This is a genomic window from Flavobacterium sp. (assembly GCF_004211145.1).
In the GTDB taxonomy this organism is placed as follows: domain Bacteria; phylum Bacteroidota; class Bacteroidia; order Flavobacteriales; family Flavobacteriaceae; genus Flavobacterium.
In genome coordinates, this window is record NZ_SEBS01000002.1 from 47890 (window position 1) to 65776 (window position 17887).

Annotated in this window: 18 protein-coding genes; 8 read left to right on the forward strand and 10 right to left on the reverse strand. The window is 48.5% G+C overall.

Annotated features, from left to right (window positions below):
* Entirely contained in the window at window positions 1-1365 is a 1365-nt protein-coding gene (locus EOO50_RS01245) for a rhodanese-related sulfurtransferase (RefSeq protein WP_290837102.1), read from the reverse strand.
* Window positions 1366-1715: 350 nt separating this feature from the next.
* On the opposite strand from EOO50_RS01245, the gene EOO50_RS01250 reads away from it, so the two are divergent.
* From EOO50_RS01250 to EOO50_RS01265, 4 genes are all read left to right on the forward strand, one after another.
* Window positions 1716-1922: a hypothetical protein gene (locus tag EOO50_RS01250; RefSeq protein ID WP_290837103.1), complete on the forward strand. Its 207-nt coding sequence runs from the start codon at window positions 1716-1718 to the stop codon at window positions 1920-1922.
* A 23-nt stretch (window positions 1923-1945) separates the two neighbouring features.
* A complete protein-coding gene (locus tag EOO50_RS01255; RefSeq protein ID WP_290837104.1) occupies window positions 1946-2146 on the forward strand; it encodes a hypothetical protein in 201 nt (66 codons plus the stop codon).
* A 121-nt stretch (window positions 2147-2267) separates the two neighbouring features.
* Entirely contained in the window at window positions 2268-4364 is a 2097-nt protein-coding gene (locus EOO50_RS01260) for a glycosyltransferase family 9 protein (RefSeq protein WP_290837105.1), read from the forward strand.
* A gap of 5 nt (window positions 4365-4369) precedes the next feature.
* Window positions 4370-4624: a hypothetical protein gene (locus EOO50_RS01265; protein ID WP_290837106.1), complete on the forward strand. Its 255-nt coding sequence runs from the start codon at window positions 4370-4372 to the stop codon at window positions 4622-4624.
* A 340-nt stretch (window positions 4625-4964) separates the two neighbouring features.
* On the opposite strand, the gene EOO50_RS01270 is transcribed toward EOO50_RS01265, so the two are convergent.
* Together EOO50_RS01270 and EOO50_RS01275 are read right to left on the reverse strand one after the other, a co-directional pair.
* Entirely contained in the window at window positions 4965-5375 is a 411-nt protein-coding gene (locus tag EOO50_RS01270; protein WP_290837108.1) for a BrxA/BrxB family bacilliredoxin, read from the reverse strand.
* A 98-nt stretch (window positions 5376-5473) separates the two neighbouring features.
* Window positions 5474-6238 (reverse strand): transporter, encoded by a 765-nt coding sequence (locus EOO50_RS01275; RefSeq protein WP_290837110.1) that lies wholly within the window; start codon window positions 6236-6238, stop codon window positions 5474-5476.
* A gap of 85 nt (window positions 6239-6323) precedes the next feature.
* Between EOO50_RS01275 and EOO50_RS01280 the strand changes: the two genes are divergently transcribed.
* From EOO50_RS01280 to EOO50_RS01290, 3 genes are all read left to right on the forward strand, one after another.
* Complete coding sequence (locus EOO50_RS01280) at window positions 6324-8198, forward strand: Nramp family divalent metal transporter (RefSeq protein WP_290837112.1); 1875 nt, start codon at window positions 6324-6326, stop codon at window positions 8196-8198.
* A 96-nt stretch (window positions 8199-8294) separates the two neighbouring features.
* Window positions 8295-8948, forward strand: a complete 654-nt coding sequence (locus EOO50_RS01285) for a metal-dependent transcriptional regulator (RefSeq protein WP_290837114.1) — start codon at window positions 8295-8297, stop codon at window positions 8946-8948.
* Between the two features lie 20 nt (window positions 8949-8968).
* Window positions 8969-9817, forward strand: coding sequence for a DUF6263 family protein (locus tag EOO50_RS01290; RefSeq protein ID WP_290837116.1), 849 nt, complete (start codon window positions 8969-8971; stop codon window positions 9815-9817).
* A gap of 37 nt (window positions 9818-9854) precedes the next feature.
* On the opposite strand, the gene EOO50_RS01295 is transcribed toward EOO50_RS01290, so the two are convergent.
* The 5 genes from EOO50_RS01295 to EOO50_RS01315 form a co-directional block, all read right to left on the reverse strand.
* Window positions 9855-9971 carry a FeoB-associated Cys-rich membrane protein gene (locus tag EOO50_RS01295; protein WP_290837118.1) on the reverse strand — a complete coding sequence of 39 codons (117 nt, stop codon included), beginning with the start codon at window positions 9969-9971 and terminating at the stop codon, window positions 9855-9857.
* On the reverse strand, window positions 9968-12073 hold the full coding sequence (gene feoB, locus EOO50_RS01300; protein ID WP_290837120.1) for a ferrous iron transport protein B: 2106 nt from the start codon (window positions 12071-12073) through the stop codon (window positions 9968-9970). The genes EOO50_RS01295 and feoB overlap by 4 nt, the downstream gene beginning before the upstream one ends.
* Window positions 12073-12303 carry a FeoA family protein gene (locus EOO50_RS01305; protein ID WP_290837122.1) on the reverse strand — a complete coding sequence of 77 codons (231 nt, stop codon included), beginning with the start codon at window positions 12301-12303 and terminating at the stop codon, window positions 12073-12075. Before EOO50_RS01305 ends, feoB begins: the two co-directional genes overlap by 1 nt.
* Before the next feature lie 318 nt (window positions 12304-12621).
* On the reverse strand, window positions 12622-13065 hold the full coding sequence (locus EOO50_RS01310) for a hypothetical protein (RefSeq protein WP_290837124.1): 444 nt from the start codon (window positions 13063-13065) through the stop codon (window positions 12622-12624).
* A gap of 9 nt (window positions 13066-13074) precedes the next feature.
* Window positions 13075-13749 carry an SCO family protein gene (locus EOO50_RS01315; RefSeq protein ID WP_290837126.1) on the reverse strand — a complete coding sequence of 225 codons (675 nt, stop codon included), beginning with the start codon at window positions 13747-13749 and terminating at the stop codon, window positions 13075-13077.
* A gap of 110 nt (window positions 13750-13859) precedes the next feature.
* Here EOO50_RS01315 and EOO50_RS01320 point away from each other — a divergent pair, with 110 nt between their 5' ends.
* On the forward strand, window positions 13860-15908 hold the full coding sequence (locus tag EOO50_RS01320) for a M13 family metallopeptidase (protein WP_290837128.1): 2049 nt from the start codon (window positions 13860-13862) through the stop codon (window positions 15906-15908).
* A 33-nt stretch (window positions 15909-15941) separates the two neighbouring features.
* Here the strand turns inward: EOO50_RS01320 and EOO50_RS01325 are convergent, their stop codons facing one another.
* Window positions 15942-16826, reverse strand: a complete 885-nt coding sequence (locus EOO50_RS01325; RefSeq protein WP_290837130.1) for a cation diffusion facilitator family transporter — start codon at window positions 16824-16826, stop codon at window positions 15942-15944.
* 236 nt (window positions 16827-17062) lie between these two features.
* On the reverse strand, window positions 17063-17875 hold the full coding sequence (locus EOO50_RS01330) for an NAD(P)H-binding protein (RefSeq protein WP_290837132.1): 813 nt from the start codon (window positions 17873-17875) through the stop codon (window positions 17063-17065).
* Window positions 17876-17887 lie beyond the last annotated feature (12 nt).

Genomic DNA, 17887 nt, shown 5'->3' on the forward strand with positions numbered 1-17887 from the left:
TTACCCGAGGATTTTATAAAGTTTGTCTGACAATCGGATCCGGTAATCGAGTTTGAAACTCACAAGGTCGCCTTTTTTTGCGATTTCAGCGGGCGCGTCGTTAACGAACATTTCTTCGATCGTGAAACGCTGTTCGCCGGTCGTCGGGCCTTTGATCAGGATTTCATTCCCGATGTAGAGTTCGCCTTCTTCGACGAGGAATTGTCCGATGCTCGCTTTCGGAAAAAAATGAATTCCTTTCGCGACATACGACTTTTTAACCTTGCTCTTTGCACTTTGTACTTTGCTCTTTTGCACTTCCTCAGCAACCGCTGTTCCAACCACGCCGTCACCCGAATTCCGGAACGTCAACACATCCGATTTCCCTTTTTTGAAAATCATGTTTCCGTTCTTGATGCCGCGGCGCAACGCTTTTTGTTCGTCTTCAGGCAAATGGATTACCTCTACGCAAGCCGTCGAACAACAACCTTCCATCGTCGCGGCACATTCGTCGCATTGGATGAACAGCAAGTGGCACGATTCGTTCGCGCAATTCGTGTGGTTGTCGCACGGTTTCCCGCATTGGTGGCAATTCGAGACGATGTCGCTTGTGATTCTTTCGCCGAGGCGTTGGTCGAACACGAAATTCTTTCCGATAAACTTGCTTTGCAAACCTTCGGCTTTCACCTGGCGCGTATATTCGATGATGCCGCCTTCAAGTTGGTAGACGTTTTCGAATCCTTTGTGTTTAAAGTATGCGCTGGCTTTCTCACATCGGATGCCGCCCGTGCAATACATCAATAATTTCTTGTCGGATTTATGTCCTGAGAGTTGTTCTTCGATAATCGGGAGCGATTCGCGAAACGTATCCACGTCAGGTTTTATTGCACCTACGAAATGCCCGATCTCGCTTTCATAGTGATTTCGCATATCGACCACGATCGTGTTCGGATCTTCCAGGAGCGCGTTGAATTCTTTGGCTTTTAAATGGATTCCGATGTTCGTCACGTCAAGAGTATCGTCGTCCAAACCATCGGCAACGATCTTATCGCGCACCTTGATCGTGAGTTTCAAAAACGAATGATCGTCGTGTTCGACCGCGATATTGAGTCGGATCCCTTTCATGAAATCGTATTCCTCGATCGTATCCTTGAACTCATAGAAATGGTCGGCAGGCAATGAAAGTTGGGCGTTGATGCCTTCATGGGCGACGTAAATCCTTCCCAAAACCTCAAGCCGGTTCCAGGCTAAAAACAAATCGTCGCGAAATTTTTTCGGGTCTTCGATGCGCGCATAGGCATAGAACGACAAAGTAAGTCGTTGTTTTCCGGCCTCGTCAATCATGGCCGAACGTTCCTCTGCGCTTAACGTGTTGTACAGTTGCATGCTATAAACATATTAAGTTAAGTGGTGCAAATATAGGCGCAAAAGTGCAAAGTTCAAAGTGCGGCGTTTTTGGGCGTTCCGGCGGCTGGAAAAAAGCTGATCGCATTTTTCCAGCCGCCGTCGGGCTGCAGGCACTCGCTATTTCGTTCCATTGCATTCCACAAAATGAGCTCAGACAATGCCAGCATCCCTAACGCGGAAAAATAAAGAAGAAAATCCGGGTAGGGTCAGGCGTCAGAATTTTGTCTATATAGAAACAGCGTCAAATCATACAACGGAAAAGTATAATTACTTAATAATCAGTGTGATTTGTAACTGTAATTTTAATTCACCATTAAAACCCAACGATTATGGAAAGAAGAAATTTTCTATCAAGCTCAGCAAAGATCGTGTTGGTCACGACCGGGCTTTTCGTCTCGGGAAAACTGCTCACTTCGTGCAGTTCCGATGACGACAGCGGTTATTACGACGACGACGGTTACTACAACGGCGGCTATTACGACGACGATGGCTATTACGATGACGGTTATTATGACGACGACCGACGCGCGAACTGATTATTAACTTTAAACAACACAACATGGACAGACGGAACTTCCTCTCAGGCACGGCCAAAATCTTTTTGGTCACATCAGGTTTGTTGGTCTCGGGCAATCTTTTGAGCGCCTGCAGCAACGATGACGACGGCGGTTATTATGATGACGATGGTTATTATGATGACCGACAATTGCCAAAGCAACAGCAACCGCAAAGTTTAAATGGAACTCAGGGTAAAGTTTAGTTGGTTAACTGGTTAATCGTTTAACTGGCGAGTGGTGGTCTTTCGGAAAATAGAACGCTATCGCCATGTCACGCGATTCTACCACTATCCAAATAACCAATTAACCAATTCAACACGTACAATGAACATCCTTTTCCTCCACGACACCGACCTTTCCCTACGCCGCGGCGCCGAGCTCACCATAAACCAGCTCGTTCAACTCGGGATACGGAAAGGTTTTTTCGTGGAAAGCGATTTGCTGTCTGACTTTGAAATTTCGAAAGACAAAATCCGCAATGCCGATCTCGTCGTCGTAAACAGCACGTCGCGTTGTAAATTCGAAAAGGAACTCATCGATTTTTTGGTCGACGAGAAAATCAAATATGCCAAAATCGATTTCGACTATAACTTTTGCGCCCGACGAAACATCATCTGCACGGTCGATCCGGGATATAAACTGTGTTGCGATTCGGGAAAATTCCACGGTTTCAGGAAACTGTTTTCAAATTCGCTTCTGAACTGTTTCCAATCGCCGAGACATTTTGAAGCGCACAAGGAATTCTTTGGCGAAGCGATCCAGAACATTTTGATCATGCCGCCGACCGTCGAAGTCGATGCGCTCAAGATTTCACAGGAAAAAGACGATTCCATTATTCCGTTTTTCGGCGATCTGAGTTTTTTGAAAGGCGCGCGGGCATTCGTGGATTATGCGTCCGAAAATCCGCAACAGCAATTCATTGTCTACGGAAAGAACAAAACCGATTTACTGATTCCGACCAACATCGCGTTCCACGACATGATCGACAACGAACACGTCCTGGAAATCCTCGGCAAGACCAAACGCTTTTTTTGCCAGCCTTTTTGGCCGGAACCTTCAGGGCGATTGGCCGCCGAGGCATTCTTGTCGGGTTGTGAAATCATCGCGAACGACAGGATCGGAACATTCTCGTTCGACTTTTATCCGAACGACAAAGAGCGCGCGAAACAGGAAATGAAAGATACGCCCGATATTTTCTGGAACCGTATCCAGGAAATCATCGGAACCAAAAAACCCGAAATCCAAACGCTCGGAAAAGTCCTGGTTCAAAAGAATTCAGGCGGACTAGGCGATATTTTCTTTTGTCTTCCCGCGTTGAAATTGCTTTTGAAAGCGGCCGACGAAGTTCGTTTCGCGGTCGCGCCGCGATTGGTCCCGTTCCTTTCGCAGTATATTCAAGACATCAGCATCGTCAATCAGGAAACCGTAAACGAAAGCGAATTTGATACGGTCGTCGAACTCGGAAATTACCCGGCGTTCATGGGTTTCAAAATGCCAAACGCGATAAAATACACGACGCACAAACGCGTGCGCCAACACGCGATCCAACATTATATGGATGCGGTGGCGAAACTGCATCGCGATTTGAATTACGATCGCGTACAATTTCCATATTTTCCAAAAAGAACCGATTGCGAAAATCCGTATTTCACTGTTCATCCGGGAGCAGGATTTCTGCTAAAAACCTGGCCGGCTAAGCAATTTGCCCAAGTGATCCGAGAAATCCACGATCGTTATCCCGAACTCGGTTGTAAAATTATTCTCGGGCCCGACGATCCGAATCCACTCGAACATTTCAATGAAATCCCTGATTACATTGCGACCGAAACCGGAAACCTCGAAGCCGTCGGGCAAACGTTGTCAGGTGCGATTTTTCACGTGGGCAACGATTCCGGGATTACGCATCTGGCTGAAGCCTACAACATTCCCACAGTAGGAATTTATGGACCGACCGGACCCGGCGCCTGGGGAAGTTTCGCGCAGGAATTCGAAACGATCTGGGGAAAAGATGGTTTTTGCGAAGTGAAATGCGATTATCGCGTACTCGTAAATTGCCAGGACCGCGTGTGCCTTTCTTCGATTTCGACGCAGAAAGTCGTGGGCGCGGTCTTGAAACTATTGCAGCGATTGTATCCCGAAAGCGACGCCGATTTCATGTTGCATCCGGCGCTCGAAATAAAATACAGTCCCGACGATTGCTTCCTCAAACTCGCCAACGCCGAATTCACGATCAATTTCAACAACGCGCAAACACGCGAGAACGTCGAGAACTTATTGTCAGGAAATTTCGAGAACCTCGACGACGAAACGTTGCAGCTCGCCCAATTCCTGCTGGAACAAAACATGATTTTAACGCCTCCGATTGCGTTGGGCAAAAGCACAAGTGACAATTTGAAACGCGTTCAAAGATCGAATGCCTAGCCCGGATGGAAACGGTTAGCCTTTTGCAGAAAAACCGAGATTTTGGCTGGGCGCGGCAGCGACCGAAGGAAGCTCGCCGCGCCTCTGGCAAAACCCGGTTTTTCAAGAAAGCTAAAAGCGGACAGCCGGAATATGCTACTAAAAAGACGTTTTTTATTACTAAAAGCAAAAAACATCGCGCCTCCGTGGCAACCAATCCAAAAAAAACTTCGTGCCTCCGTGCCTTCGTGGCAACTAATCAAAAAAACTTCGAGCCTTAGCGCCTTCGAGCCTTCGTGTCAAAAAGCAAGAAAAACTTCGCGCCTCTGCGCCATCGTGGCAACTAATCAGAAACAAAACTTCGTGCCTCCGTGCCTTCGTGGCAACCAATCAAAAAAAAACCTTCGAGTCTTAGCGTCTTTGTGCCTTCGTGTCAAAAGACCTTCGCGCCTTTGCAGAAAAAAACTTCGCGCCTCTGCGCCATCGTGGCAACTAATCCGAAAAAAAAACTTCAAGCCTTAACGTCTTCGTGCCTTCGTATCAAAAAGCAAGAAAAACTTCGCGCCTCCCCCAAAAAAAAAGACCGCTAAAAAGCGGCCTTCAAACTTCTGTAAAAAATTCTTAACAAAATTCGTCGTAAGCGTCCTTCAAATTCTCGGCGATCATCTCAGCCGGACGGCCTTCAATGTGATGGCGCTCCAACATGTGGACCAATTCCCCGTCTTTGAACAAAGCCATCGATGGAGATGAAGGCGGAAACGGGAACATTTTCTCACGTGCTGCGTCAACGGCGTCTTTCTCCATTCCGGCGAAAACCGTAACCAAATGGTCGGGTTTTTTCGCTCCCGCAAGACTCATTTTTGCTCCGGGACGTGCGTTTCTTGCCGCGCATCCGCAAACCGAATTTACGACAACCAAGGTCGTTCCCGGCTGCGAGAGTGCCGATTCAACTGCATCGGCGCTGTATAATTCCTCAAAACCTGCGTCCGAAAGTTCAGCGCGCATCGGTTTTACTAATTCTTCTGGGTACATAATTAAATGTCTATAGTTAGGCTGCAAAGATACGGCAATTCCTAATTAACAGTTAACAATTAACAATTTGAAAAACCGATGGATCCGATAGCCTGAGACTATAATCGGAACGAGAAACCCAGCGATACATAGTAGTCAGGCGCTTCCTCGGTGATTCCGAAACCGGCTGAAGCGTCGAGCATGAAATCGTCTGAGACCAAATAGGTGAAGCCGCCGTCGGCACTGTGATAAGCCGTTTCATCTTCAGGCGCGAACCCGAAAACCTCGACATAACAGCCCAATTTTTCAGTTAGTCCGAAGCCGGTCGTCAGTGTGTAGATAAACGTTGCGTTCGGCGTCATGCCGTTCCATTCGGCGCCAAGATTGTAGCCTAAACTTATGTGTTCCGACAATGTGTGCTGCATCGTAAAACGGAATAAAGCGGCGTAATATTCGGCTTTAAGTTCTTTCGAGGCGAGGTCAGGAACCTGCAAATGCGCGATGATCGAGGTTTTTGGAATAAATCCTTTTTCTTCAAGAAGTTTCGCCTTGAATCCGAACAGGACCGGACTCAATCCCGTGATTTTTTTGTCGGGCGCGTTCAACGACGAAAATTCGGTGATGATGCGGAGTTCGAAATTCTCGTTCACGCCGTATTTCCATAACGCGGTCGGGTGCACGAAAGTTTCTTCGCCCGCGTTCCCTTTTTCGAACGCAAAACCGATTTCAGCCTGGAACATTCCCGTCGGGACGATCGCCGGCGTTTCAGTCTGGTCGGGCCTGTCGGTAGCAATCGGATCCTTATGAACGGGCGCTCCGGTATCTTGGGCATTCGAAACGACGCTGTATGTCGTTAACGCTACAATTAAATAAATTCGTTTCATCGCAATTAAATTTTAGACGAATCTAAAAATAAATTTTGTAACACGAAAAATTATTTTATTTTTGTTTTGCAAAATCGTAATAGCCATGAAAGGAAAATCGCTTGAAGAAGTAAACGAATCGGTTTCGGCCCAGGGAAAAACATCGACGTTCAGGAAAGTGCTCGCATTTTTCGGGCCGGCATATCTGATCAGCGTCGGATATATGGATCCCGGAAACTGGGCGACCGACATCGCCGGTGGTTCGCAATTCGGATACGCGCTCATCTGGGTTTTGCTCATGAGCAATATCATGGCGTTGTTGTTGCAGAGTTTGAGCGCGCGCCTCGGGATCGTCACGAGGCTCGATTTGGCGCAGGCTTCGCGTGAAACATATTCCCCTTTCGTAAATTACATCTTGTATTTCCTGGCCGAAATCGCGATCGCGGCCTGTGACCTTGCTGAGGTTTTGGGAATGGCGATCGGTTTGAATTTATTGTTTGACATTTCACTTATCGAAGGCGTTCTAATCACAGTTCTCGACACGTTCCTGCTGTTGTTCCTGATCAATAAAGGCATCCGAAAAATGGAAGCGTTCATCATCGCTCTCGTCGCCATCATCGGGATGTCGTTTGTGGCCGAGATGATTTTCGCACAACCCGAACTCGGTAAAATCGCGACCGGAATGATCCCGACATTGCCGAATGAAGCCGCGTTATACATCGCGATCGGAATCATCGGAGCCACGGTCATGCCGCACAATTTGTACCTGCATTCTTCTTTGGTGCAGACGCGAAAGTTTGACCGGACGCGAGAAGGCGTCAAGCAAGCCATCAAATACAATTTCATCGATTCGGCCATCGCGTTGAACCTCGCGTTTTTCGTGAACGCCGCGATTTTGATTCTCGCAGCCGCGGCTTTCTACAAGAACGGATATTTCGAAATAGCCGAAATCCAGGACGCGCACAAATTGTTGCAACCGCTTCTCGGGACGCAATGGGCGCCGGTTTTGTTCGCGGTCGCGTTGATCGCTGCAGGACAGAGTTCAACCGTTACGGGAACGCTCGCGGGCCAGATCATCATGGAAGGTTACTTGAATTTGCGTATCCAGCCGTGGGTTCGCCGCATCATGACGCGACTCATCGCAATCGTGCCGGCCGTGATCACGATTTCGATCTTCGGAGAAGGCGTGACGGGGAAATTGCTGATCCTGAGTCAGGTAATTTTGAGTTTGCAGCTCGGTTTCGCGATCATTCCGCTGATACATTTCGTAAGCGACAAGACAAAAATGAAAGGTTTCCACATCAATAGATTGACGCAGGTTTCGGCTTGGATCATCGCGCTAGTGATCGTTTCGCTTAACGGTCGATTGGTATATTCTGAAATCGCGGGTTGGCTCGAAGCTTCTGAAAATCCGATCATTCTTTGGCTGACCGTCGTTCCGCTCGCCGTAGCGTTCCTGGTTTTGCTTCTTTATATCGTCGTAAAACCGTTTATCATCAAACCGAAAGAACACATTTACAACCATTCGCCTCACAGCTTGAAACTCAAATACGGCCGTTCGGGCGAGTACGAGAAAAAAGACATCGCCGTGACGGTCGACTTCACCGACGCCGACGAGAAAGCGCTCAACAACGCGTTCGCACTCGGCGGAACGGGCGCGAAGTACACGTTGATCCATGTCGTGGAAACCGTCGGCGCGATCATGTACGGCGACAACATCGTCGACCATGAAACCTCGATGGACGAAAAGTTATTGCAGGAATACGACGACATGCTGACCGAAAAAGGTTATGACATCGAAACGAAATTAGGCTTCGGAAATCCCGGAAAAGGAATCGCGAAAATCGTCAACGAAGGCAAGTTCGACGTATTGGTCATGGGAACTCACGGACATTCGGGCATCAAGGATTTGCTGTTCGGAACTACGGTCGGCAAAGTGCGGCATGGGATTTCGATTCCACTCGTAATTGTGAAAAAGTAACAAGGACGAATAAACGATAGCATAAATGTATTCGAACACAATTCACGAACTTTGCATGGCTTTGAACTTTTCACCTTGCACTTTGCACTTCAAAAAATGACGTTCTCTGAGGAAAACTACCTAAAAACCATCTATCATCTCAACAACCTGAGCAGCGGTGGCGTGAACACGAACGCGATTGCCGAGAAGATGGAAACCAAAGCCTCGTCGGTGACCGACATGCTCAAGAAATTAGCCGACAAACAACTCGTCATCTACAAGAAATACCAAGGTGTTTCCCTGACCGACAAAGGGATGCTCGCCGCCAAAATGATCGTGCGCAAACACCGGTTGTGGGAAGTTTTCCTCGTCGAGAAACTCGATTTCAATTGGGATGAAGTCCACGACATCGCCGAACAGCTCGAGCACATACAATCGGAACAACTCATAAACCGTCTCGACGACTTCCTCGGAAATCCGACCGAAGATCCGCACGGCGACCCGATTCCCGATGCGAACGGCCAGATCGTGAAAGTCGAAAAACAGCTGTTGAGCGAACTCGACGAACATCAATCAGGGATTTGCGTGGGCGTGAAAGACACGTCGTCGGAGTTTTTGAAATACCTCGACAAGCAGGATATTTCGCTCGGCACAAAAATCGAAATCCTTTCCAAAGAAGCGTTCGACCAATCGCTTCGCATCAAAGCCGCGTCCAAGGAAATCACGATTTCACAAAAGATCGCGGGGAATTTATTTGTGCGGAAAGTGTAACTTCACCAAAAATCCCAATCATGAAAAAGTCGGTTGCAATCCTCGTTTTTACACTTTGGTCGGTTTGTTCGTTTGCGCAACAGTCGGTGACGTTTCGTCCGCAGGCGTCGGCCAATAAAAAGTACGTGTCGGAATTCGTAACCAAAAACGACATGGTGATGGAATTCGATGCGAAGGGCCAAACCAAAGAAAAGCTCCAACAAGGCGGAATGGAGAAAATGGCGATCTTCCAGGAATCCAAAATGCCATACGTGATCACGACCTCAAAGGCCAAACCTGACGGAAGCGTTCCAGCCGAAATGAAATACGGAGAAGTCACCGTATCCCAAACAGTAAACGGCGAAAAGACAAGCATACCGAGCCCCGCGAGCGGATTGGTCATGACCGGATATTATAAGGATTCCCAATTCAACGTCGAAGATATCAAAGGCGAGAATCTTACCGACGAGATGAAGGCGACCATGAAAACGTCGGTCGACAACGTGCTCAAAAGCATCAATTTCCCGAAAACGCCAGTGAAAATTGGAGAGTCGTTCACCGACAACACGCCTATGAACATGCCATTGGGTCAACTCGGCACGTTGAACATGAACATCAAGACGGTTTATACTTTAAAGAAAATCTCGGGCGGCATCGCGTATTTCGATCTGGTCCAAACCCTGACGATGGATTCGAAAATGGAAAGTGTGAACATGAGCGCGACGGGAACCGGGAAAGGCACGACCGAATTCAACCTGACCGAAAACTTCCTGACCAAATACGACTCGATCCTCGATATGGAGATGACGATAAAAATCAGCGATGAAATGTCGGTAAAGGCAAAAAGCAAGGCGATATCGTCGAATGTCGTTACGATTTCGAAGATTTAAGCAGTAAGATCTTCCAATCCAAAAAACTCCAAATCAACTAACAACCGCAATCCGGACCGCAACCATCCTTTTTCTTCTTCTTGAAAAAGAACTTTCGCGCCAGGAAAAACACGGCGGCGGCAAGCAAGGCGAAAGCGATTATATTCTGTATCATTTCAAGATTTGATAAGCCGCAAGTGCCGACAAATAGGCCACGGCGCTCATGACCACGAATTGGATCGCGGGCCATTTCCACGAATTGGTTTCCTTTTTCACGATGGCGAGCGTACTGGCGCATTGCATGGCGAACGCGTAAAACAACAACAGCGAGATTCCCGTTGGCAAGTCGAACAGTTTGCTGCCGTCGACACGTGTTTCACGAGCCATTTTCTCGCGTACGGGCTCGTCGTTGTCATCAGATTGTCCGACGCTGTAGATCGTAGCCAACGTTCCCACGAAAACTTCTCTCGCGGCAAACGACGTCAGGATCGCAATCCCGATCTTCCAATCGTAACCCAACGGTTTCAGTACGGGCTCGATGGCTTGTCCTAAAATTCCCATGTAGGAATTCTCGAGTTTATAGGAATCGACTTCGGCCGCGAGTTCGTCTGATGTAAAGGTTTTGCCGTTTTTAGTTAGGTTTTGGGAAACGACCTGTTCGGCATTTTCGAAATTTTCGCCAGGACCGAAAGATCCCAGAAACCACAACACGATGGAAACCGCCAGGATGATTTTCCCCGCGCCAAGCACGAATGCTTTCGTTTTTTCGATCACATTGATGCCGACGTTTCTAAGCAAAGGCATTTTATAATTCGGCATTTCGACCACAAAATAACTCTTGCTTTTGAGTTTCAATATTTTGTTCAAGACCCAAGCGCCGATGATTGCCATGCTGAAACCCGCGATGTACAAAAGCATGAGCGTCAAACCTTGTAAGTTCAGGACTCCGAATATGCGTTCGTTCGGAATCACAAGAGAAATCACGATCGCGTAAACAGGCAAACGCGCCGAGCAGGTCGTGAACGGCGTGACCAAAATCGTGATCAATCGCTCCTTCCAATTTTCGATGTTGCGCGTCGACATGATCGCAGGAATCGCACACGCATTTCCTGAAATCAACGGCACGACACTTTTGCCCGACAACCCGAATCGGCGCATGATCTTGTCCATCAGGAACACGACGCGGCTCATGTAACCGCTTTCTTCGAGCAACGAAATAAACAGGAACAAAAACGCGATCGGCGGAATGAAAACCGCGATGCCGCCCAATCCGGGAATAATTCCCTGAGAAAGCAGATCGGTTAGGATTCCCGGGGCGAAATTATCGGCGACGGCGCCCGCGAGCCATCCGAAACCGGCATCGATCCAATCACTCGGAATCGTAGACCAACTGAATATTGACTGGAAAATCGCGAAAAGAATCGCCACGAAAATCACGTATCCCCAAACTTTGTGCGTGAGCACGCGGTCGAGTCGGCTGCCGAAATCCTTGGCCGAAGCCGAATCGATGGTCTGACCCAAACGCAACACATCGTTTATGAATTGGTATCGTTTTATGGTTTCCTTTTGCTGCATGCGTTTCAAATCGGAATTCGATTTGGTGAACGCGGTGACGACCTGTTTTTTCTCGAATTCAAGGAAATTTACGTCCTGCGTGATCACGAGCCAAAGCTTGTACAGCAGTTGTTTCGGGAACATTTTTCGAAGTCCGTCGAAATAGTCGGGATCGATCGCCGACGCGTTCAAACACGGTTCGGTCGACAACGTCTTATACGAAACGATGAGGTTTTTGATCTCGTCGATTCCCGTTTTCTTGCGCGAACTCACGAGCGCGATTTTCGTGTTTAATCGCTCTTCGAGGTATGGGATGTCAAGCGAAATTCCTTTGTAGCTCATTCGGTCGGCCATGTTGATGACCAAAATCGTCGGGATTTCGAGATCTTTTATTTGGGTGAAAAGTAACAGGTTCCGCTTGAGGTTTTCCACGTCGGTGACGACAACGGCCACGTCGGGAAACAATTTGTCGTTCCTATTCAACAGCAATTCGATTACGACATTTTCGTCCATCGAACTCGCATTCAAACTGTACGTTCCGGGCAAATCCAGGATGTTCGCCTTGGCGTTGTTCGGCAGTTTGCAGAACCCGACCTTTTTCTCGACCGTGATTCCCGGGTAATTCCCGACCTGCTGGTTCAAGCCGGTCAGCGCGTTGAATACGGAAGTCTTACCCGTATTTGGGTTACCGATCAGCGCGACATTGATGTTTTCGTTACTCATTATGCGGTAATTTCAATCTGGATGTATTGGGCGGTTTCCTTGCGGATAGCCAGTCGCGAGCCGTTGATGTCCAAATACAACGGGTCGCCCAAAGGCGCGATTTGGATCAACTCGATGCTGTTTCCGGGAAGGCAGCCCATTTCGAGCAACTTTAGCGGGAGCAAATCCGAATCGATTTCAGTGATAATCGCCTTGTCGCCTTTCTTGAGATGGTTTACGGTAGTGTGCAAATCCTTATTTAGATTGAATAAGGCAAAAGTACGGGTTTTGGTTGAATCGTTGATTTGTTTATTCGTTTATTCGAAGCCAAAGTAGCGTTAACGTTTTTGGTTGAATTTGACGATGATTTCTGTTGGGAGCTATTCCGGCTGTCCGCTTTTAGCTTTTGCCCCAACCGCCGTTTTTGCAACTCGCGCCAAGAGCTTCCTTTGGTCGCTTCGGCGCTTCGGCAAAATCAGGCGCTTGCGGTAAAAGGCTAACCGCTTCCATCCGGGCTAGTTGGAGTGCCTGAGTGCCTGAGATCCTGAGTGCCTGAGCGATCCTAAGTCTTAACGGATTATAGTATAATGATGTTCGAGAAACCTGTTCCAACCTTTTTTGCTCTTCGATTCGACGGCAAAGTAGAATCCTTCCTTTTCGTCGGGCCAATAAATCATGCGCGCCAAACCTGCGGGCATTTGGGCTTCGAAACTTATGGCTTGGGCGTGGACGTCGGAACCATCGGAGAGTTTCCCGAATGAATTTTTTCCATCCGAGGTAAACGACCAAAACGAGATTTCCCCGTCTTTCATCCCAAACATTGCGGTTTCCTGATACGTTTTGCTTGCGAATTCCCAGGTCGCGTTCAATTGGATATACGTCGAGCCAAGGACTTTTTGGAACGATCGCGTGCATTTGACTTTTCCCATCGCAGAGTCGGCGGTCGCTTCCCAATTGCCCAACAACGGTTCGAGAATACCTAATTTACCTTTTCCTTTTTTCCAGGTTGTCATCGTTTGTAATTAATCGTTTCCTTGGGTCGATAGCCAATTGATATCGGCGATCAACTTCTTCACGTCTTCAGGATTCGTGCCGTCGTAGAATCCGCGCACGCGGCGTTTGGCGTCGACCAACACGAAATTTTCAGTGTGAACCATATCGTATAGTTCGCTTGGTTTGCCCAATTTTACGGCGAGATAGGATTTTCGCGCCATTTCGTAGATGTCTTTTTTATCGCCGGTCACCAAATTCCATTTCGAATCGACGACGCCTTTTTCGAGGGCATATTTCTTTAGGACCGGAACGCTGTCCACGTCGGGCATGACCGTGTGCGAAAGAATCATGACTTTCGGGTTGTCGAGAATCGCCTTTTGCACATCGACCATGTTCGAGGTCATGATCGGGCAAATGGATTTGCAGGTCGTGAAAAAAAAATCGGCGACGTAAATCTTGCCTTCATAGTCTTTTTGAGTGATGGTTTTTCCGTTTTGGTTCGTGAACGAGAAGTCGGCGATCGTGTGGTATTTCCCAACGTGTTGGACCGTGCTGTCGACGAGTTCGGGATTCACGTCACTCGGATTGTAAACCTTGAGCATTTTTTTAGGCTTGAGCACGACATAAAAAGCCCCAATAGAAATGGCCGAAATAATCGCCATGACGATAAAAAAGATGCGGTATCTTTTGAAGAAGGAAAGCATTTGAAAAATTTGTCGCAAAAGTACGAATTGATTCTCCGATTGCTGAAACAACTTGAACGTTAATGCGACAAACATTTCAAATCCTTACCTTTACTAAAAACCCGAATTTCATGAAATACCGCAAATCGCTGCTCTTGTTGCTCCCGCTTATCGCAACGGTCAAAACGAGCGCCCAAACAACTCCCGCCAATCCGGGAATCAACCTTTCGCTCATGGACAAAAACGTAAAACCCGGAGACGATTTCTTCAGGTTCGTCAACGGAACCTGGTTCGACAATACTGAGATTCCCGCCGACCGCACGCGTTGGGGAAGTTTCGACGAGCTTCGTCAAAACACCGACACCGACGCGATGGCAATCCTAAAAGCCGCCACGACGAACTCGAAATACACCTCGACTACTGATCAGGGCAAAGCCGTAAATTATTATAAAACCATTATGGATACGGTCGCGCGCAACAAGGCCGGCATCAAGCCCATCAAACCATATCTCGATAAGATCGATAAAATAAAAACGGTTGCCGACCTGCAAAAGTTGCTCATCGAGATGGAACCGTACGGCGGGATCGGATTCTTCGGTGTCGGCGTCGGTCCCGATGCGAAGAACAGCAACCGCAACATGGTAAGCGTCGGTCCGGGAAGCGTCGGTTTGCCTGACCGCGATTATTATTTGTCTGACGATAAAGATTCGAAGGAAAAGCGAGAGAAATACGTGGCCCACGTAACGAGAATGTTGCAATATCTGGGTGAAAAGCCTGCCGAAGCCAAAGCCAACGCCGACAAAATCCTCGCACTCGAAATCGCGATGAGCAAACCGCGACTCGACCGCGTGGAACGTCGCGACCGCCGCAAAACCTACAATCCGATGACGGTTGCCGACTTGCAAAAACTTACTCCCGAAATCAATTGGGAAGCCTATCTTTCAGGCGTCGGACTGCCAAAAACCGATACGTTGAGCGTGTCGCAACCGCGCTACATGACCGCGCTTAACGATTTGTTCAAGGAAAATAAAGTCGCCGACTGGAAAGCCTACATGCGTTGGACAGTGTTGAACCGTTATGCGGGCGTTCTTTCAACCGAACTTGAGAACGCGAACTGGGAATTCTTCGGGAAAACGTTGGCGGGCGGCGTCAAACAACGTCCACGTGACGAAAGAGCGTTGCAAAGCATAAACGGTTCCGTGGGAGAAGCGCTCGGAAAGTTATACGTCGAACAAAAATTCCCGCCCGAAGCGAAAGCGAAAGCCGAGAAACTCATCCAATACTTATTCCGAGCCTACGAAAAACGAATCAACGAATTGCCGTGGATGGACGAGCAAACACGCGCCATGGCGATCGCAAAACTCAAAAAATACCGCGTCAAGATCGGTTATCCTGACAAATGGCGCGACTATTCGGCGTTGACGCTGAAAGGTCCGCAAGAAGGCGGAAGTTATTTTTCGAACTCGCAAGCGCTTTCAAAATGGCGTTATGACGAAGGTCTGAAAGATTTGAAAAAGCCCGTCGACAAAGAACGTTGGGGAATGTCGCCACAAACCGTGAACGCGTATTACAATTCGACGAATAACGAAATTGTGTTTCCGGCCGCGATCCTTCAGCCACCATTCTACGATTATCGCGCCGACGATGCCGTGAATTTCGGTGGCATTGGAGCCGTGATCGGGCACGAAATCTCGCACGGTTTCGACGATTCGGGTTCACGTTTCAACGCCGACGGAAACCTCGTGAACTGGTGGTCTGAAAAAGATCTCGCGCAATTCACCGAACTCGGAACGGCTTTGTCGGCCCAATACAGCGCGCTCGAACCGCTGCCCGGGATTTTTGTCGACGGCAAGTTTACGCTTGGCGAAAATATTGGCGACCTTGGCGGAGTCAACGCGGCTTACGACGGCCTTCAACTTTCGTTGCAGGAAAACGGACGCCCGGGACTGATCGACGGTTTCACGCCCGAACAGCGTTTCTTCATTTCCTGGGCGACGGTTTGGCGTACCAAAATCCGGGACGAGGCGATCAAGAATTTGGTCAAGACCGACACGCACACACCGGGAATGTATCGCGCATACGTGCCGTTGCAAAATGTCGAAGCGTTCTATAAAGCGTTCAACATTCAGCCCGGCGAAAAATTATATGTCGCGCCTGAGAAGCGAGTCAAGATATGGTAAACAAAATCCCGGTTCACGCCGGGATTTTTTATTTTAGGAAGTGGCCAAATGATGCGGCTCGACATGGATCAAAACGTCGGCGATTGCTGGAATTTCGCGTTGTAAGGTGTCTTTGAGATCGTGCGCGATTTCGTGTCCTTCGGTTACTGAGATGTCGCCGTTCACCGTTAGGTGCAAATCGACGAGATAGTTCATGCCGGCTTTTCGGACGTGGCATTTTTCTGTATCGATGACGCCGGGAACCGTTTGTGATATCGTGCGGATTTGTTCGACGAGTTCGTGGTGCAGATGTTCGTCGAGGATTTCGCCTAGCGCCGGGCGAAAGATCAAATAGGCATTGTAGATTATGAAACCTGACGCGAGTAAAGCGGCCCAATCGTCGGCGGTTTCATAACCCGGACCCATGAACAAGGCGATTGAAATCCCAATGAACGCCATGGCCGACGTGATCGCGTCGCTGCGATGGTGCCAAGCGTCGGCTTTGAGCGACGAGCTGTTCGTGTCGTCGCTCTTCTTGGAAACGATGCGATAGAAAACCTCCTTGATAATGACGATCGCGCCAAGAATGATAAGCGTGTACGACGCCGGAGTTTTATGTGGCGTCCTGATGTGCTCGATGCTTTCGTAGGCGATGACCGTTGCCGAGATCACCAAAAATCCGACTACCGCGAACGTGACGAGCGCTTCGGCTTTTCCATGTCCGTATGGATGGTTTTCGTCGGCGGGACGAGAGGAATACTTTAGTCCGATGAGCACTAAAAACGACGCGAACACATCGGAAGTCGATTCGATGGCGTCGGCGATCAATGCGTACGAATTCCCGAAATAACCCGCCGCGCCTTTTATAATCGCAAGTGCGAGATTGCCCACAATGCTCAAATAGGTGGTTTTTACGGCTTGTTCTGTGCGAGTGTCCATGTTGCAAAGATAGGTTTTGCGGTCGTGTCGCGGGGAACGGGTATTAAATTTTTATGAAATGCGGTTGCGGGATGAGTTTGCGCGAGGGATAGAAGCGGTTATCCTTTTTGTGGAACCCTTAAAGAGTTTTAAACTCTTTAAGGGTTGGCAAAAAGATAAAAGCGGATAGCCCGACCGCGTTGCCAACCAAACTTGCTATGTAAAAGGATAGTTCCGCAACGGGGTCGCGCCAAAATCTACAATTCGGGATGTAGGAAATTGTAATGCACGATCCTTCCCAGTTTTCCCGAATTGACTTGTTTCCCCTGTGACTGATTCTTGCGCGAAAAAGACGGCAACGGCAATTGCAAAGCGCGCGCTTTTTGCGTGTAATATTCTTCACGCGTCGGGTGAAAAGGCGCGACGGCATTGAAGATTTCGCCCCAGATCTTGTTTTCGATGATCCGGATGATGATGCTCAAACAATCCTCGCGATGGATCAAATTGATCGGCGCGTCAGGGTTTTCGATGTTTTCCCGGCCAGCAAGAAATTTCACGGGATGGCGATCATCGGCCACGAGCCCGCCGAATCTAAGAACGGTTGTCTGGAAATATTCGTTTTCGAGTAAAAGTTTTTCGCTTTCGAGTAATTGTTCACCGTTTTTGGTTTGAGGTTGAGGTTCGGTTTCTTCAGTCGCGACACCGGCGCCGTTCCCGTAAACCGACGTGGAACTAATGAACAATACGTTCTTGACACCCGCCTTTTCAATGTAAGGCATCAATTTCCTGATCTTGTCGCTGTAGTCTTCCGATTCTTCCGATCGCTGTTTCGGCGGCACATCGATGATCAGCGTAGCGGAACTGTGAAGAAAATCCGCTATATCGCCCAAAATTTCTTTCGCCGAAAGCGTCACCAGAAAAGGCTCGATTCCGGCTGCGGCCAACACATCAATCTTTTCGTGTGAAGTCGTCGAACCCTTGATATGAAAGCCGTGAGCGGCAAGCGTCTTGGCAAGCGGAAGCCCGAGCCAGCCGCAACCAAGTATGCTTATATTATTTTTTGTAGCCAATGCGTTCTTTTT

Excerpts from the sequence above, each read along its gene's own strand:
- EOO50_RS01245 (WP_290837102.1), bottom strand. The coding sequence starts at position 1,365 with ATGCAACTGTACAACACGTTAAGCGCAGAGGAACGTTCGGCCATGATT.
- EOO50_RS01250 (WP_290837103.1), top strand. The coding sequence starts at position 1,716 with ATGGAAAGAAGAAATTTTCTATCAAGCTCAGCAAAGATCGTGTTGGTC.
- EOO50_RS01255 (WP_290837104.1), top strand. The coding sequence starts at position 1,946 with ATGGACAGACGGAACTTCCTCTCAGGCACGGCCAAAATCTTTTTGGTC.
- EOO50_RS01260 (WP_290837105.1), top strand. The coding sequence starts at position 2,268 with ATGAACATCCTTTTCCTCCACGACACCGACCTTTCCCTACGCCGCGGC.
- EOO50_RS01265 (WP_290837106.1), top strand. The coding sequence starts at position 4,370 with ATGGAAACGGTTAGCCTTTTGCAGAAAAACCGAGATTTTGGCTGGGCG.
- EOO50_RS01270 (WP_290837108.1), bottom strand. The coding sequence starts at position 5,375 with ATGTACCCAGAAGAATTAGTAAAACCGATGCGCGCTGAACTTTCGGAC.
- EOO50_RS01275 (WP_290837110.1), bottom strand. The coding sequence starts at position 6,238 with ATGAAACGAATTTATTTAATTGTAGCGTTAACGACATACAGCGTCGTT.
- EOO50_RS01280 (WP_290837112.1), top strand. The coding sequence starts at position 6,324 with ATGAAAGGAAAATCGCTTGAAGAAGTAAACGAATCGGTTTCGGCCCAG.
- EOO50_RS01285 (WP_290837114.1), top strand. The coding sequence starts at position 8,295 with ATGACGTTCTCTGAGGAAAACTACCTAAAAACCATCTATCATCTCAAC.
- EOO50_RS01290 (WP_290837116.1), top strand. The coding sequence starts at position 8,969 with ATGAAAAAGTCGGTTGCAATCCTCGTTTTTACACTTTGGTCGGTTTGT.
- EOO50_RS01295 (WP_290837118.1), bottom strand. The coding sequence starts at position 9,971 with ATGATACAGAATATAATCGCTTTCGCCTTGCTTGCCGCCGCCGTGTTT.
- feoB (WP_290837120.1), bottom strand. The coding sequence starts at position 12,073 with ATGAGTAACGAAAACATCAATGTCGCGCTGATCGGTAACCCAAATACG.
- EOO50_RS01310 (WP_290837124.1), bottom strand. The coding sequence starts at position 13,065 with ATGACAACCTGGAAAAAAGGAAAAGGTAAATTAGGTATTCTCGAACCG.
- EOO50_RS01315 (WP_290837126.1), bottom strand. The coding sequence starts at position 13,749 with ATGCTTTCCTTCTTCAAAAGATACCGCATCTTTTTTATCGTCATGGCG.
- EOO50_RS01320 (WP_290837128.1), top strand. The coding sequence starts at position 13,860 with ATGAAATACCGCAAATCGCTGCTCTTGTTGCTCCCGCTTATCGCAACG.
- EOO50_RS01325 (WP_290837130.1), bottom strand. The coding sequence starts at position 16,826 with ATGGACACTCGCACAGAACAAGCCGTAAAAACCACCTATTTGAGCATT.